Source organism: Pantoea sp. 1.19 (genome assembly GCF_001922585.1).
Taxonomy (GTDB): domain Bacteria; phylum Pseudomonadota; class Gammaproteobacteria; order Enterobacterales; family Enterobacteriaceae; genus 1-19.
Window position 1 is genome coordinate 378,523 of the sequence record NZ_MRBS01000001.1, and the last position, 13,073, is coordinate 391,595.

General features: G+C 62.6%; 13 protein-coding genes. 4 read left to right on the forward strand and 9 right to left on the reverse strand.

Annotated features, from left to right (window positions below; genetic code table 11):
- Window positions 1-37: 37 nt before the first annotated feature.
- From BS626_RS02100 to modE, 8 genes are all read right to left on the reverse strand, one after another.
- A complete protein-coding gene (locus tag BS626_RS02100) occupies window positions 38-1,312 on the reverse strand; it encodes an MFS transporter (RefSeq protein ID WP_075180741.1) in 1,275 nt (424 codons plus the stop codon).
- Window positions 1,313-1,479: 167 nt separating this feature from the next.
- Complete coding sequence (gpmA, locus tag BS626_RS02105; protein ID WP_075180742.1) at window positions 1,480-2,232, reverse strand: 2,3-diphosphoglycerate-dependent phosphoglycerate mutase; 753 nt, start codon at window positions 2,230-2,232, stop codon at window positions 1,480-1,482.
- A 144-nt stretch (window positions 2,233-2,376) separates the two neighbouring features.
- The gene (gene galM / locus BS626_RS02110) at window positions 2,377-3,414 is read right to left on the reverse strand and encodes a galactose-1-epimerase (RefSeq protein WP_075180743.1); all 1,038 of its coding nucleotides are present in this window, start codon (window positions 3,412-3,414) and stop codon (window positions 2,377-2,379) included.
- Window positions 3,408-4,556 carry a galactokinase gene (gene galK / locus BS626_RS02115; RefSeq protein WP_075180744.1) on the reverse strand — a complete coding sequence of 383 codons (1,149 nt, stop codon included), beginning with the start codon at window positions 4,554-4,556 and terminating at the stop codon, window positions 3,408-3,410. The genes galM and galK overlap by 7 nt, the downstream gene beginning before the upstream one ends.
- Entirely contained in the window at window positions 4,553-5,605 is a 1,053-nt protein-coding gene (gene galT, locus BS626_RS02120; RefSeq protein WP_075180745.1) for a galactose-1-phosphate uridylyltransferase, read from the reverse strand. The genes galK and galT overlap by 4 nt, the downstream gene beginning before the upstream one ends.
- Window positions 5,602-6,624, reverse strand: a complete 1,023-nt coding sequence (gene galE / locus BS626_RS02125; protein WP_075180746.1) for a UDP-glucose 4-epimerase GalE — start codon at window positions 6,622-6,624, stop codon at window positions 5,602-5,604. The genes galT and galE overlap by 4 nt, the downstream gene beginning before the upstream one ends.
- 227 nt (window positions 6,625-6,851) lie before the next feature.
- Window positions 6,852-8,327, reverse strand: a complete 1,476-nt coding sequence (gene modF / locus BS626_RS02130) for a molybdate ABC transporter ATP-binding protein ModF (RefSeq protein ID WP_075180747.1) — start codon at window positions 8,325-8,327, stop codon at window positions 6,852-6,854.
- A gap of 75 nt (window positions 8,328-8,402) precedes the next feature.
- Entirely contained in the window at window positions 8,403-9,185 is a 783-nt protein-coding gene (gene modE / locus BS626_RS02135) for a molybdenum-dependent transcriptional regulator (RefSeq protein WP_075180748.1), read from the reverse strand.
- Window positions 9,186-9,342: 157 nt separating this feature from the next.
- On the opposite strand from modE, the gene BS626_RS02140 reads away from it, so the two are divergent.
- The 4 genes from BS626_RS02140 (at window position 9,343) to modC (ending at window position 12,188) form a co-directional block, all read left to right on the forward strand.
- On the forward strand, window positions 9,343-9,501 hold the full coding sequence (locus BS626_RS02140; RefSeq protein ID WP_075180749.1) for an AcrZ family multidrug efflux pump-associated protein: 159 nt from the start codon (window positions 9,343-9,345) through the stop codon (window positions 9,499-9,501).
- Between the two features lie 175 nt (window positions 9,502-9,676).
- The gene (gene modA, locus BS626_RS02145) at window positions 9,677-10,450 is read left to right on the forward strand and encodes a molybdate ABC transporter substrate-binding protein (RefSeq protein ID WP_075180750.1); all 774 of its coding nucleotides are present in this window, start codon (window positions 9,677-9,679) and stop codon (window positions 10,448-10,450) included.
- A complete protein-coding gene (gene modB, locus BS626_RS02150) occupies window positions 10,447-11,142 on the forward strand; it encodes a molybdate ABC transporter permease subunit (protein ID WP_075180751.1) in 696 nt (231 codons plus the stop codon). The genes modA and modB overlap by 4 nt, the downstream gene beginning before the upstream one ends.
- Window positions 11,130-12,188, forward strand: a complete 1,059-nt coding sequence (modC, locus tag BS626_RS02155; RefSeq protein ID WP_075180752.1) for a molybdenum ABC transporter ATP-binding protein ModC — start codon at window positions 11,130-11,132, stop codon at window positions 12,186-12,188. The genes modB and modC overlap by 13 nt, the downstream gene beginning before the upstream one ends.
- Here the strand turns inward: modC and BS626_RS02160 are convergent, their stop codons facing one another.
- Window positions 12,189-13,007: a pyridoxal phosphatase gene (locus BS626_RS02160; RefSeq protein ID WP_075180753.1), complete on the reverse strand. Its 819-nt coding sequence runs from the start codon at window positions 13,005-13,007 to the stop codon at window positions 12,189-12,191.
- Window positions 13,008-13,073 lie beyond the last annotated feature (66 nt).

The following is a 13,073-nucleotide window of genomic DNA, read 5'->3' on the forward strand; positions in this document are numbered from 1 at the left end:
GCGCGCGCCAGCGCAACGCCGCATTCCGCGGCGTTTTTCACCGTTCCCGCAGTGGCCGGCGATGGTCGTCCGGCCGCAGGGTCATCAGCGCCGCAATGCTTATCAGTGCGGTGACCATCACATACCAGGCCGGCATATCCAGGTAGCCGGTTTGCCTGACCAACGCGGTGATAATTAGCCCGGCGCAGCCGGAGAACAGCGCGTTCGACAGCGAATAGGTCAGCCCCAGTCCGGTAAAGCGCACGCGCGTGGGAAACATCTCCGCCAGCATCGCCGGGCCCGGTCCAGCCAGCATCCCCACCACCGCCCCGGCCAGCATCACCGCGAGGCCTTTCCACAGCAGCGGCACGTCAGCCTGCAGCACCTTTAACAGCGGCAGCGTAAGCAGCAGCAAGATCACCGCCGCGGTCACCATGACTCGCCGACGCCCCAGTCGGTCGCTCAGCCAGCCCGCGGGCAGGATAGTCAAGGCAAACCCCAGATTCGATAGCAGCGCCAGCAGCAACGCGGTGCGCAGTCCGGCGTGCAGCGAGGTTTGCAGGTAGCCCGGCATGATCACGAGGAAAGTATAGCCGGCCGCAGACCAGATCATCAGCCGGCCCATGCCCAGCGCCAGAGTGCGCAGCGTATCACTGACTGAAGGCCGGCGCGGTGGCGGATCCGCCTGCTGCTGCGCGCTAAACGTTGGCGTCTCCGGCAGGTGCAGGCGTAGCCACAGCGCCACGGCACCGAGCGGCAGCGCCAGTAAAAAGGGGATCCGCCATGCCCCGGCGTACAGCGCCGCTTCGCCCAGAGTCCATGCCAGCAGCGCCACCACGGCAATCCCACCCAGCAGCCCCAGCGCGACGGTAAAGGATTGCCAGGCACCGTAATAGCCGCGGCGGCCCGGGGGAGCATATTCGGTCATCAGCGCCACCGCGCCGCCAAACTCGCCGCCGGCAAACACGCCCTGCAGAATACGCAGCAGCGTGAGCAACAGCGGCGCCGCGACGCCCAGCGTGCTCCAGGTCGGCAGCAGGCCGATAGCGCTGGTGGTCAGCGTCATCAGCACCAGCACCGCAATCAGCGTCGGCCGGCGTCCGTAGCGATCGCCAAGTCGACCAAACAGCAGCGCGCCGAGCGGACGAAAGAAAAAGGCGATGGCAAACGACGCCCAGGTGAGCAGCATCGCGGTCAGCGGCGTCACGCCTGCCAGCTGAAAAAAGTGCCGGGCCATCAGGGAAGCGAGAAAGCCGTACACGGCAAACTCATACCACTCGATAAAGTTACCGGCAGCGGCAGCCACCAGAGCGCGGCGTGGGGTAGCGGACATAGCAGCGATTCCGTCAGTTAACACGCACGCTGCTATCCTGACCCGCGGCGCGGCGGCGGGCAACCTTCGCGGTGGCAAAGTGTTAACGCGCGCAGGTTTCGACGTCAGCGCGCAGGAAGCCCAAAAAAAAGGCCGCCCGAGGGCGACCTGTATTCACAAACAATGCCTTATTTGGCCTTGCCCTGGTTAGCAACCGCCGCCGCTTTCGCTGCGATTTCATCGGCGTCACCGAGGTAGTAGCGCTTCAGCGGTTTGAAGTTGTCGTCAAACTCATACACCAGCGGCACGCCGGTCGGAATGTTGAATTCGAGGATCTCGTCTTCGCTCATCCCATCGAGGTATTTCACCAGCGCGCGCAGGGAGTTGCCGTGCGCGGCAATGATCACCTTTTCACCGCGCTTCATGCGCGGCAGGATCGATTCGTTCCAGTACGGCAGCACGCGATCGATGGTCAGCGCCAGGCTTTCGGTGGTCGGCAGCTGCTCCGGGGTCAGCTGGGCATAGCGCGGATCGTGGCCGGGGAAACGCTCATCGGCGCGATCCAGCTCCGGTGGGGTGACGGCAAAGCCGCGGCGCCACTGTTTAACCTGCTCGTCGCCATATTTTTCCGCGGTCTCTGCTTTGTTCAGACCCTGCAGGGCGCCATAGTGGCGCTCGTTCAGGCGCCAGGATTTCTCCACCGGCAGCCAGGCCTGATCCAGCTCATCCAGCACGTTCCACAGCGTATGGATGGCGCGCTTCAGCACGGAGGTATAGGCGAAATCGAAGGTAAAACCCTCTTTTTTCAGCAGGGCGCCCGCCGCTTTGGCTTCGCTGCGGCCTTTCTCGGACAGGTCAACGTCGTACCAACCGGTAAAGCGGTTTTCGTTGTTCCACTGGCTCTCGCCGTGGCGTACCAGCACCAGCTTAGTTACTGCCATAGTTTAACTCCTTCATATACTTAAGTTTCTATGATAATGACAAATCCGCGTCTACCGCGACACGCCTGCGGCAACTCTCTGGTGCCATACCATAGCGGAAAACGGGGCAGTGCGTAAGCCATTCGCCCACGCACTGCCTGTTTTTCATTCAGCGAGGAAGTGATAGCGGGTGGTGGCGTGCCGCGTTTCGCCGGGCTGCAGCCAGCAGTCAGGCTGCGGCCACTCCGGATGATTTGGCGAGTCCGCCAGCCAGCCGCTCTCCAGCGCGATGCCGGCGTAATCCGCGTATTCGCCCCCGGTGCGATTGGGCGTGCCGTGCAGCCAGTTACCGGTATACAGCTGCAGCGCCGGCGCATCGGTATAGACCGCCAGCGTCAGGCGGCCATCTGCGGCGGCCAGCCGGGCAACCGGCTGCGCCAGACTGCCTGCGGCGTTGAGTAAAAAGGCGTGATCGTAGCCTTTTACCCGCTGTTGTTCGGCATCCCTGAGAAAGTCCGTGGCGATCGCCTTTAGCTGGCGAAAATCAAAGCCGCTGTTGGCCACGCTTCGCAGTCCTTCCTGCGGCAGGCCGTCTGCATCCACCGGCAGGTAGCGATCGGCATCCAGCTGCAGCCGGTGTTCACGCGCATCGCCGTGATGAGCATCGAGATTAAAGTAGGCGTGGTTGGTCAGATTGACCGGCGAAGGCTGGTCTGACTGCGCCTGCCAGCGGATATCGAGGGCATTATCATCGCCCAGCGTAAAGCCGATCTCGGCCACGACATTACCGGGAAAACCCTGATCGCCGTCCGGCGAATACAGCCGGTAGCGCACGTGCTGCTCACTCTGTTCAAGGATTTGCCAGCGGCGTTTATCAAAACCTTCCGGCCCGCCGTGCAGCTGATTCTCTCCCTGATTGGCGACCAGTTGCTGGCCGGTTCGGTTAAGGCGGGCGGCCGCTATGCGATTGGCATAGCGGCCCACGGTCGCGCCGAGGTAGGCACTCTGACGCAGCCAGGCATCAGGAGAGGCGCCGCCAAGCAGCGCTTCGCGCACGCTGCCGTCGGGCAGCGGTATCCGGGCGGAAAGCCAGGTCGCTCCCCAGTCCATAAAGGTAGCGACCACGCCGTTTCGGTTTCGCAGCACGCTAATCCGCCACGGCTGGCCGTCGGGGGCCAGAGAGGTGGGGCGCGGGCTTAGCATACGCCGGCTCCGGCCGAGGCGGTGCAGACGTAGAACGTCTCCTTCAGGCCGTTTTGCGCCTCATACTGCGCCGCGACCGCCGCCCGCACCGGCTCTACCAGCGACTGCGGCATTAAGGCCACCACGCAGCCGCCAAAGCCGCCACCGGTCATGCGTACGCCGCCGCGGTCGCCAATCACCGCCTTCACAATCTCCACCAGGCTGTCGACCGGCGGCACGGTGATTTCAAAATCATCGCGCATCGAGGCGTGTGAGTCGGCCATCAGCTGGCCCATGCGGGTCAGATCGCCTTTCGCCAGCGCCTCAGCGGCCTCCAGCGTGCGGGCGTTTTCGGTCAGCACGTGACGCACGCGGCGGGCGACATCGGCATCCATGCTGTGCTCAACCTTACGAAAGTCCGCCAGCGAGACGTCGCGCAGCGAGGTCTGCTCAAACAGGCGCGCGCCGGTTTCGCACTGTTGGCGGCGGGTATTGTATTCGCTGCCCACCAGGCTGCGGCGGAAATTGGTGTTAATGATCACCACCGCCACATCCTGCGGCATCGGTACCGCGCGGGTGCTCAGATCGCGGCAGTCCAGCAGCATCGCGTGATCGCGCTGGCCAAGCGCGGAGATCAGCTGATCCATGATGCCGCAGTTGCAGCCGACAAACTGGTTCTCCGCCTCCTGGCCGTTCAACGCAATGTCCGCGCCGGTCAGCGGCAGCTGATAAAGCTGCTGAATAGCGGTACCGATGGCCACTTCCAGCGAGGCAGAGGAGCTTAATCCGGCACCCTGCGGCACATTGCCGCTGATCACCATATCGACACCGCCAATATCCGGGCAGCGCTGCTGCAGGTGCTTGACCACGCCGCGCACGTAGTTGGCCCACATCTTATCGTGCAGGGCAACGATCGGCGCATCGAGTGAAAAGCTATCCTCTTCGCCGTCATAATCTACCGCCAGCGCTCTCACCTGGCGGTCGTCGCGTGCCGCACAGCTGATCACCGTCTGGTAGTCGATCGCGCAAGGCAGCACGAAGCCGTCGTTATAGTCGGTGTGTTCACCGATCAGGTTGACACGGCCCGGTGCCTGGATGCAGTGGGTCGGCGCATAGCCGAAACGATCGGTAAACGTCCGGTGGGTGAGGGTCTGTAAACTCATGCGTTATCTCCACGCTCGCGATAATGGACAGCGCTGACCGCCCGCAGCCGCTCAGCGGCCTGTTCGGCGGTCAGGTCACGTTGGGTTTCGGCCAGCATTTCGTAGCCAACCATAAATTTGCGCACCGTTGCCGATCGCAGCAGCGGCGGATAAAAGTGAGCATGCAGCTGCCAGTGGGCGTTCTCTTCGCCGTTAAACGGCGCGCCGTGCCAGCCCATGGAGTAGGGGAATGAGCACTGGAACAGGTTGTCATAGCGGCTGGTGAGTTGCTTCAGCGCCAGCGCCAGATCTTTTCGCTGCGCGTCGGTGAGGTCCACCAGGCGCTTCACGTGCGCTTTCGGCAGCAGCAGGGTCTCGAACGGCCACGCCGCCCACCACGGTACCACCGCCAGCCAGTGCTCGGTGTCAACGACCGTGCGCTTGCCGTCCGCCCGCTCGCGCGCGGCGTAATCCAACAGCAGCGGAGAGCCGTGCTGGGCGTACCAGGCGCGCTGGTGATTATCTTCGCGAGCGGCCTCGTTGGGCAGGAAGCTGTTAGCCCACACCTGGCCATGCGGGTGTGGATTAGAACAGCCCATCGCGGCGCCTTTGTTCTCAAAAACCTGTACCCACGGATAGTCACGGCCCAGTTCGGCGGTCTGCGCCTGCCAGGTGCGAACCACCTCTTCCAGCGCGTTCAGCGGTAGCTCGGGCAGCGTTTTGCTGTGGTCCGGAGAAAAGCAGATAACCCGGCTGGTTCCGCGCGCGCTCTCGCAGCGCATCAGCAGGTCATCGCTGCGCGGTGCTGCCGGCGTATCGGGCATCAGCGCGGCAAAATCATTGGGAAACACCCAGGTCCCGTGATAGTTCGGGTTGACATCGCCGGTGATGCGGGTGTTCCCCGCGCACAGGAAGCAGTCGGGATCGTGCGCCGGCAGCTGCGATGGCGCCGGCGTCTCCTGGGCCCCCTGCCACGGGCGCTTGGCGCGGTGGGGAGAGACCAGCACCCACTGATCGCTAAGCGGGTTATAGCGGCGGTGCGGATGATCGACCGGATTAAAAGTACTCATGGTGCGTCCTCATAACCCTGGGGATGGCTGGATTGCCAGCGCCAGGTATCGTGTGCCATATCGTTTAAGGTTAAGCGGGTATGCCAGTGCAGCTCGTGGCGCGCCTTGTCGGTCGCCGCCCAGTAGGCCGGCAGATCGCCGGCGCGGCGCGGTTCAACGTGCCAGGGGATCGCTTTGCCGCAGGCCTGGCTAAAAGCGTGGATCACCTCCAGCACGCTGTGGCCTTCGCCGGAACCGAGGTTGTAGACGTGCGCGCCGGGGCGCGCCGCGGTGGTCTGCATTGCCGCAATATGGCCCTCTGCCAAATCCATCACGTGAATATAGTCGCGCACGCCGGTTCCGTCAGGGGTGGGGTAGTCATCACCAAACACCGCCAGCGACGGGCGGCGGCCTACCGCTACCTGGGCAATATAGGGCATCAGGTTGTTAGGGATGCCCTGCGGATCTTCGCCCATCTCGCCGGAGGGATGCGCGCCGACCGGATTAAAATAGCGCAGCAGGGCGATATGCCAGCGGGGATCGGCCTGCGCCAGATCGGTGAGCAGCTGTTCAACCATCAGCTTACTGCGGCCATAGGGGCTGGCGGGCTGTCCGGTGGGAAAGCTTTCGGCGTAGGGCACCTGCGGCTGGTCACCGTAGACGGTCGCGGAGGAGCTGAAAATAAACTGCCGGACGCCGGCCACCTGCATCGCCTGCAGCAGGGTCAGGGTGCCGGTGACGTTATTATCGTAATAGGCCAGCGGCTGACTGACCGATTCGCCAACCGCCTTCAGCCCGGCGAAGTGGATCACGCTATCAACAGACTGCGTTGCGAACAGCGAAGTCAGTAGACCGGCATCGCGCACATCCCCTTCGATAAAGATCGGTGCCCGACCGCTGAGCGACGTCATGGCGCGCAGTACGCTGCGCTTGCTGTTGTGCAGATTGTCGAGTATCACCACCTCATGCCCCTGCGCCATGAGTGCGACGCAGGTATGGCTGCCAATGTAACCGCTACCACCTGTAACCAGAACGCGCATGAATAGTTACCTCCCCTATAAAAATCGCATTATTGTGGCATAGCTTGCCATAAAAAAGCGTGATCGAAATGGTATAAATGGTATCGATTACATCATCTGACGATACCAGGGCGCTGCAGAGGAGAAGGGATAAGCGGTGTTACCATTGAAATAGCAGTGAAGGCTGTGGAAGCGGTTACATTATTCGCGCGGTGGGCCGGCACTGCATGCGCCAGCCCGGCAGCCGGTTAGCGCGGCAACAAACACGTCTGCCGATAGCGATAGATCTCGCCGTCGGGGACGAAGGTGAGGCGGTGGCTAATGCACTGCGGCGCATCTTCCGCGTGATGCGAGACAAACAGCAGCTGGGTCCGCCCCTCTGACAGCATCACGTCGATAAAGCGCTTTACCAGCGCCCGGTTCAGCGGATCCAGCCCCTGCAGGGGTTCATCAAGAATCAACAGGGTCGGATGCTTGACCAGCGCGCGGGCGATCAGCACCAGTCGCTGCTGCCCCCATGACAGGCTGTGAAACGGCTGATCGCCCTGCGCCTGCAGCCCCAGCAGCGCCAGCCACTGATCGGCTAACAGTCGCTGCCGATCGGAGACCGCCTGATAGAGACCAATCGAGTCGAAAAAGCCGGAGATCACTACATTACGCACGCTGCTGCTGACGCGCCAGTCGAGGTGCAAACTGCTGCTGACATAGCCGATGTGGCGTTTAATCTCCCAGATGGTTTCGCCGCTGCCGCGTCGCCGGCCAAACAGCGTCAGGTCGTTGCTGTAACCCTGCGGATGATCGCCGGTCACCAGGCTGAGCAGGGTCGATTTGCCGGCGCCGTTCGGTCCCACAATCTGCCAGTGCTCACCGGGTTGCACTGTCCAGTTAAGCTGGTGTAACACTGGCCGATCATCATAGGACACCACGCCATTGCGCAGCTGCACCCGGGGGGCGTCGGTCGCCAGCGGCGGTAGCGCCTGCGGGTTATCGGCGTCCGGTAGCGCGATCCCCTGCATTTTTTCGCTGTGCGCCAGCTGGGCAACCAGCGCCTGCTGCAGCAGCGTATCACGATCGCCCACGGCGCTGAGCGTGCAGTCGGCCAGTACGCCGACCCGGCTGGCAAAGGCGGGAATGTCGTCAAAGCGGTTGAGCACCAGCACCAGCGTCAGCCCCTGCCGATGCAGACCTTCCAGCAGCGCGGTCAAACCGGCGCGCGAGACCACATCCAAACCGTCAAAGGGCTCATCCAGAATCAGCAGGTCGGGTTGCGGCATCAGTGTCTGGCAGAGCAGCACTTTGCGTGTTTCACCGGTGGAGAGGTATTTGAAGCGGCGCGTGAGCAGGGGGGTAATCGCGAACTGCTCAGCCAGCGACCGGGCGCGGAGCGGATCGGCAATCTCCTGTTGAATCACTTCTGCCGCGGTGCGGCCGGTGTCCTCTTCCTCGGCCCCCAGCAGATCGGTATTGTTGCGCGCCCACTCTTCGGCCACCAGCTGCTGCAGCTGCTCAAAAGAGAGGCGAACGGGTCGGCGAAAGCCGCTTTCCACCCTGCCGCGCTGCGGCGGCAGCTCGCCGGCCAGCGCCCGCGCCAGCGCAGACTTACCGCTGCCGTTGGCGCCGACAAAGGCCCAGCACTCACCGGCGCGCAGCGACAGCGCCTCCAGCGACAAATTGTGGCGATCGCTAAGACGAAACGTGCCTTGCGAAATATGCAACGTAGTCATAATGCGTTCCATTTTATGCATTGAAAACACACAATGACCGCTTTTGCTGCAGGATGTCAAACGTCCGCGCTGCGCTCAGACCAGGGTGGCAAGAATCACGTTATCGGCGTGAAAATGTGCTGTAGTTTGCATTCCCGGTAGCAGAGACTGTCGCGCGACTTCCTCACGCGGCAGCGTGACGCACAGCGTATCACCGCTTCCCAACTGTACGATCGCTTCGCACAGGGATTCGCCCGCCTCGATCGCCACGACGGTGACCGGCAGGCGGTTCTCCGCCCCGTCGTCAACGTCGCCCAGCTGAATTTGCGGCGCTTTAATCAGCAGCAGCACCGCTTTGCCCACCTCCAGCCCCAGCCGCTCGGCGCTGCGGGCGGTGAGGGCCACGCTGAGCCGGGTGACGCCGTCCGCCAGCAGCACCGTCACCGTCTGCTGTGGCGGATGGCCATCGCGCGTCAGCAGTGTGCCAAACAGCTGATTGCGGGCGCTGGTTTGCAGTGAGCTGCGGGCAATCGCGCCCAGCAGGCTGTCGAGCGGCACCGCATCATCCTGGAGCGCATCAAAGGCTTTCTGCTGCATCTGGCCCAGCAGGTCATACAGCTGGATTAGCCGCAGGCCGAAAGGGGTGAGCTGTGCACCGCCGCCGCCTTTGCCGCCGGTCACCCGCTCCACCAGCGTACGTCCGCTTAAGCGGTTCATGGTATCCATCGCGTCCCACGCGCTCTTGTAACTGATCCCCGCCTGACGCGCGCCCTGGCTGATGGAGCCGCTGTGCTGGATCTGCTTTAACAGCGCGATGCGGCGTGGATCGGCAAACAGCGTCTGCTGCAGTCGGATAATCAGTGAGATGTCAGCCTGCATGGTCTCTCCCGGCAAAAACAGGCCCTGAGTGTAGAAGAGTCATCGGAGGGTGTCATCTCCGATACGAGGCAGCGGCCGCCGACAACACAAAAGGTGAGTGCAATATTCTGCCCAGTGCGTAGAATCAGGGGTTTCCAACCGACTCCAGGGGACACGCATGCTGGAATTGCTTAAAAGCCTTGCTTTCGCGGTACTGATGGTGCCGGTGGTGATGGCAATTATTCTGGGGCTGATTTGGGGAATGGGCGAGATCTTTAACGTCATCTCTAAATTTGCTCACCGTGATGATCAACCCACCCCAAAACGCGATGCCTGATATCTGCGCCCGTCCCGACGGGCGTTGTTTTTTCTCCGTTCTGGCGCCATCGCCGCGATTCAGCACCGCGCCATCACGTTTCCTCTCAGCTCGCATTCCGCGCTGCCGATAATCAGATGACAGCCCGAAATTACGCGTTATAGTGTCAACTATATAACGTCACTGAGAGGTTTCCATGTTTCTGATGCGTCGCCGTATTTTTCTGGCTGGCTGCCTGAGCCTGCTGTTGGCCGGCCCGGTGCTGGCCACCCCCGCGATCACGGTGTTTGCCGCCGCCTCGCTGACCAATGCGCTCGACGCGATTGCGGCCCGATATCAGCAGGAGCAGGCGGTAAACATTGTGACGTCTTATGCCTCCTCCTCCACCCTCGCGCGCCAGCTTGCACAGGGCGCACCAGCGGACGTGTTTATCTCCGCCGATCAGCAGTGGATGGATTATGCGGTCAGCAAGCAGAGTGTGGATCCCCGCAGCCGGACCACGCTGTTGGGCAATACGCTGGTGCTGATTGCGCCCGAGGCGGCCAATCCCCAGCCGGTCCCCCTGACGGCGCAGACGCCGTGGCGCCGGCTGCTGGCGGACGGCCGTCTGGCGGTGGGCGATCCGGATCACGTGCCGGCCGGTATCTATGCCAAACAGGCGCTCCAGTCGCTGGGGGCCTGGACAACGTTGGCACCGCGGCTGGCGCGCGCCAGCAGCGTGCGTGCGGCGCTGGCGCTGGTGGAGCGTCGGGAAGCGCCGTACGGCATCGTCTACGGATCCGACGCGGTTGCCAGCCAGAAAGTTCGGGTAGTGGGCACGTTCCCGCCGGAGACGCACCCGCCGGTTGAGTACCCCATGGCGAAAGTCAGCGGGCGCGATAACGCCGTCGTCGATCGGTTCTATCACTACCTGGCAGGGCCACAGGCGGCGGCCATTTTCCAACAATACGGGTTCACCACGCGACAATGATGCTGACTGAACTGGAGTGGCAGGCGCTGCTGCTCAGCCTGAAGGTGTCGCTGGTCGCCGTAGCGGTCAGCCTGCCGTTTGGCATGTTAATGGCCTGGCTACTGGTGCGCGTGCGCTTTCCCGGTAAGGCCCTGCTGGATGGCCTGGTCCACCTGCCGCTGGTGCTGCCGCCGGTGGTGATCGGCTATCTGCTGCTGGTCGGCTTTGGCCGGCGCGGGATCATTGGCGAACGGTTGTATGACTGGTTTGGTTTTAGCTTTTCTTTTAGCTGGCGCGGTGCGGCGCTGGCCTCGGCGGTGATTGCGTTTCCGCTGATGGTTCGGGCAATGCGTCTCGCGCTGGAGGGGGTCGATCGCCGGCTGGAGCAGGCGGCGCGCACGCTGGGTGCCGGACGCTGGCGGGTCTTTTTTACCATCACGCTGCCGCTGATCCTGCCGGGGGTTATCGCCGGTACGGTGCTGGCGTTTGCCCGTTCTCTCGGCGAGTTTGGCGCCACGATAACCTTTGTATCCAATATCCCCGGCGAGACGCGCACGCTGCCGCTGGCGATGTATACGCTGATTGAAACGCCCGGAGCTGAAGGCGCGGCAGCGCGGCTCTGCGTGATTGCCATTGCACTGGCACTGGCGTCGCTGCTCGGTTCGGAATGGCTAACCCGCTGGGGACAAAAGAGGCTCGCATGCTCGACCTGAATTTTACTCTGCGGCAGGGTGAACACCGGCTCCGCGTGGACGTGCAGCTGCCCGCGCGCGGCATCACCGCCGTGTTTGGCGTCTCCGGCGCCGGTAAAACCTCGTTAATTAACGCCATCAGCGGGCTGGTTCGCCCGCAGGAAGGGCATATCATACTGCGCGATCGGGTGCTCAGCGATACCGCGCGAGGCCGCTTTCTGCCGCCGGAAAAGCGGCGCATCGGCTACGTGTTTCAGGACGCCAGACTGTTTCCGCACTATCGCGTGCGCGGCAATTTGCAGTATGGCATGGCGCCGGAGCAGCGCCCGCGCTTTGAACACCTGGTGGCGCTGCTGGGGCTGGAGGGATTGCTGACGCGTTTTCCCGCATCGCTGTCAGGCGGCGAGAAGCAGCGGGTGGCGATAGGTCGCGCGCTGTTGACCGCGCCGGATCTGTTGCTGCTGGATGAACCGCTGGCGTCGCTGGATCTGCCGCGTAAGCGCGAGCTGCTGCCCTATCTGCAGCGGCTGGCGGCGGAGCTGGAGATCCCACTGCTTTACGTGAGCCACAGTCTGGAGGAGATCCTGCAGCTGGCCGATAATGTGCTGGTACTGGAACAGGGGGAAGTGCGGGCATGTGGCCCGCTGGAAGAGGTATGGGCCAGCCGGGCGATGCGCCCGTGGCTTGCGCGAGGTGACCAAAGTACGGTGCTGACCGCACAGGTGCTGGAACAGCATCCGGACTACGCGATGACCGCGCTGTCGCTCGGAGATCAGCATATTTGGGTCAATCGGGTCGATGCGCCGCTGAAGTCCACGCTGCGCATCCGCATCCAGTCAGCGGATGTGTCGCTGGTGCTCCATCCCGGCGGACCCGGCAGCATCCGCAACGTCCTGCCCGCCAGGGTGGAGGAGCTGCTGGAAGTGGAGGCGCAAATCGAGGTCAGGCTGCAGATCGGCAACCGCAGCCTGTGGGCGCGGATTACGCCCTGGGCGCGCGATGAGCTGGCTATTCGTCCCGGCATGTGGCTGTATGCCCAGATCAAAAGCGTCGCCGTCAGCGTCTGATTACAGCACTTCCTGATACAGGGTATCGGCGATGGCATTCGACTGATTATCGCCGATCACCCGATCGGCGCGAGCCTTAACCGCCTCGACGGCGTTGCCCATGGCCACGCCCAGTCCCACGTGCTCCAGCATGCTGAGATCGTTAAAATTGTCACCAAAGGCGATGACGTCATCCATGCGATAGCCCTGCGAGGTCACCCACTCCTGCAGGCGCTTGCCTTTGCTGTTACCGCGCTGGGCAACGTCAACCTGGTCGTGCCATGACCATTCGCAGGCCAGCCCCAGCGTCTGCTGCAGGCGATCGGTTACGGCGTGCAGTTCGTCGAGATTATCGTGGGAGAGGGCAAACTTCCAGATGGCGTCGGCCTGCTCTGCGGCGGCGGCCAGCGAATCCACCTGGCGGAATACCGGACGCTGTGCGACCGGCAGCGACGCCGCCCATGTCAGGGTGCGTTCGACGTGACCGGTAGCCGTTTGATAGAGCATTGCGTCGTCAACGTACAGCAGTCCGTGAATGCCATACTGCTCCAGTATCGCTATCGTTTCGCGCGTCTGGCCAAGCTCAAGCGGCGTTGAAGAGATGACCTTTTTTGCCGGATAATCATACAAATACGTGCCATTACAGCAAATAGCAGGTGTATCCAGCGCCATGGCCTGATAAAAAGGGTGGATGGCGACGTGATGACGTCCGGTCACGATCAGTACCTTGACGCCTGCCTGGCGCGCTTTCGCCAGTGCGTCCAGCGAGGCGGGCAAAATGGTTTTCTGCGGCGTTAGCAGGGTGCCGTCCAGGTCCAGCGCAATGACGCGATAGCTCATAAGCAGGGTCTCTTTAGCAAGGAAAAGGCAAATACTACCCTGGCGCCTCCCGACTGACCACATAAC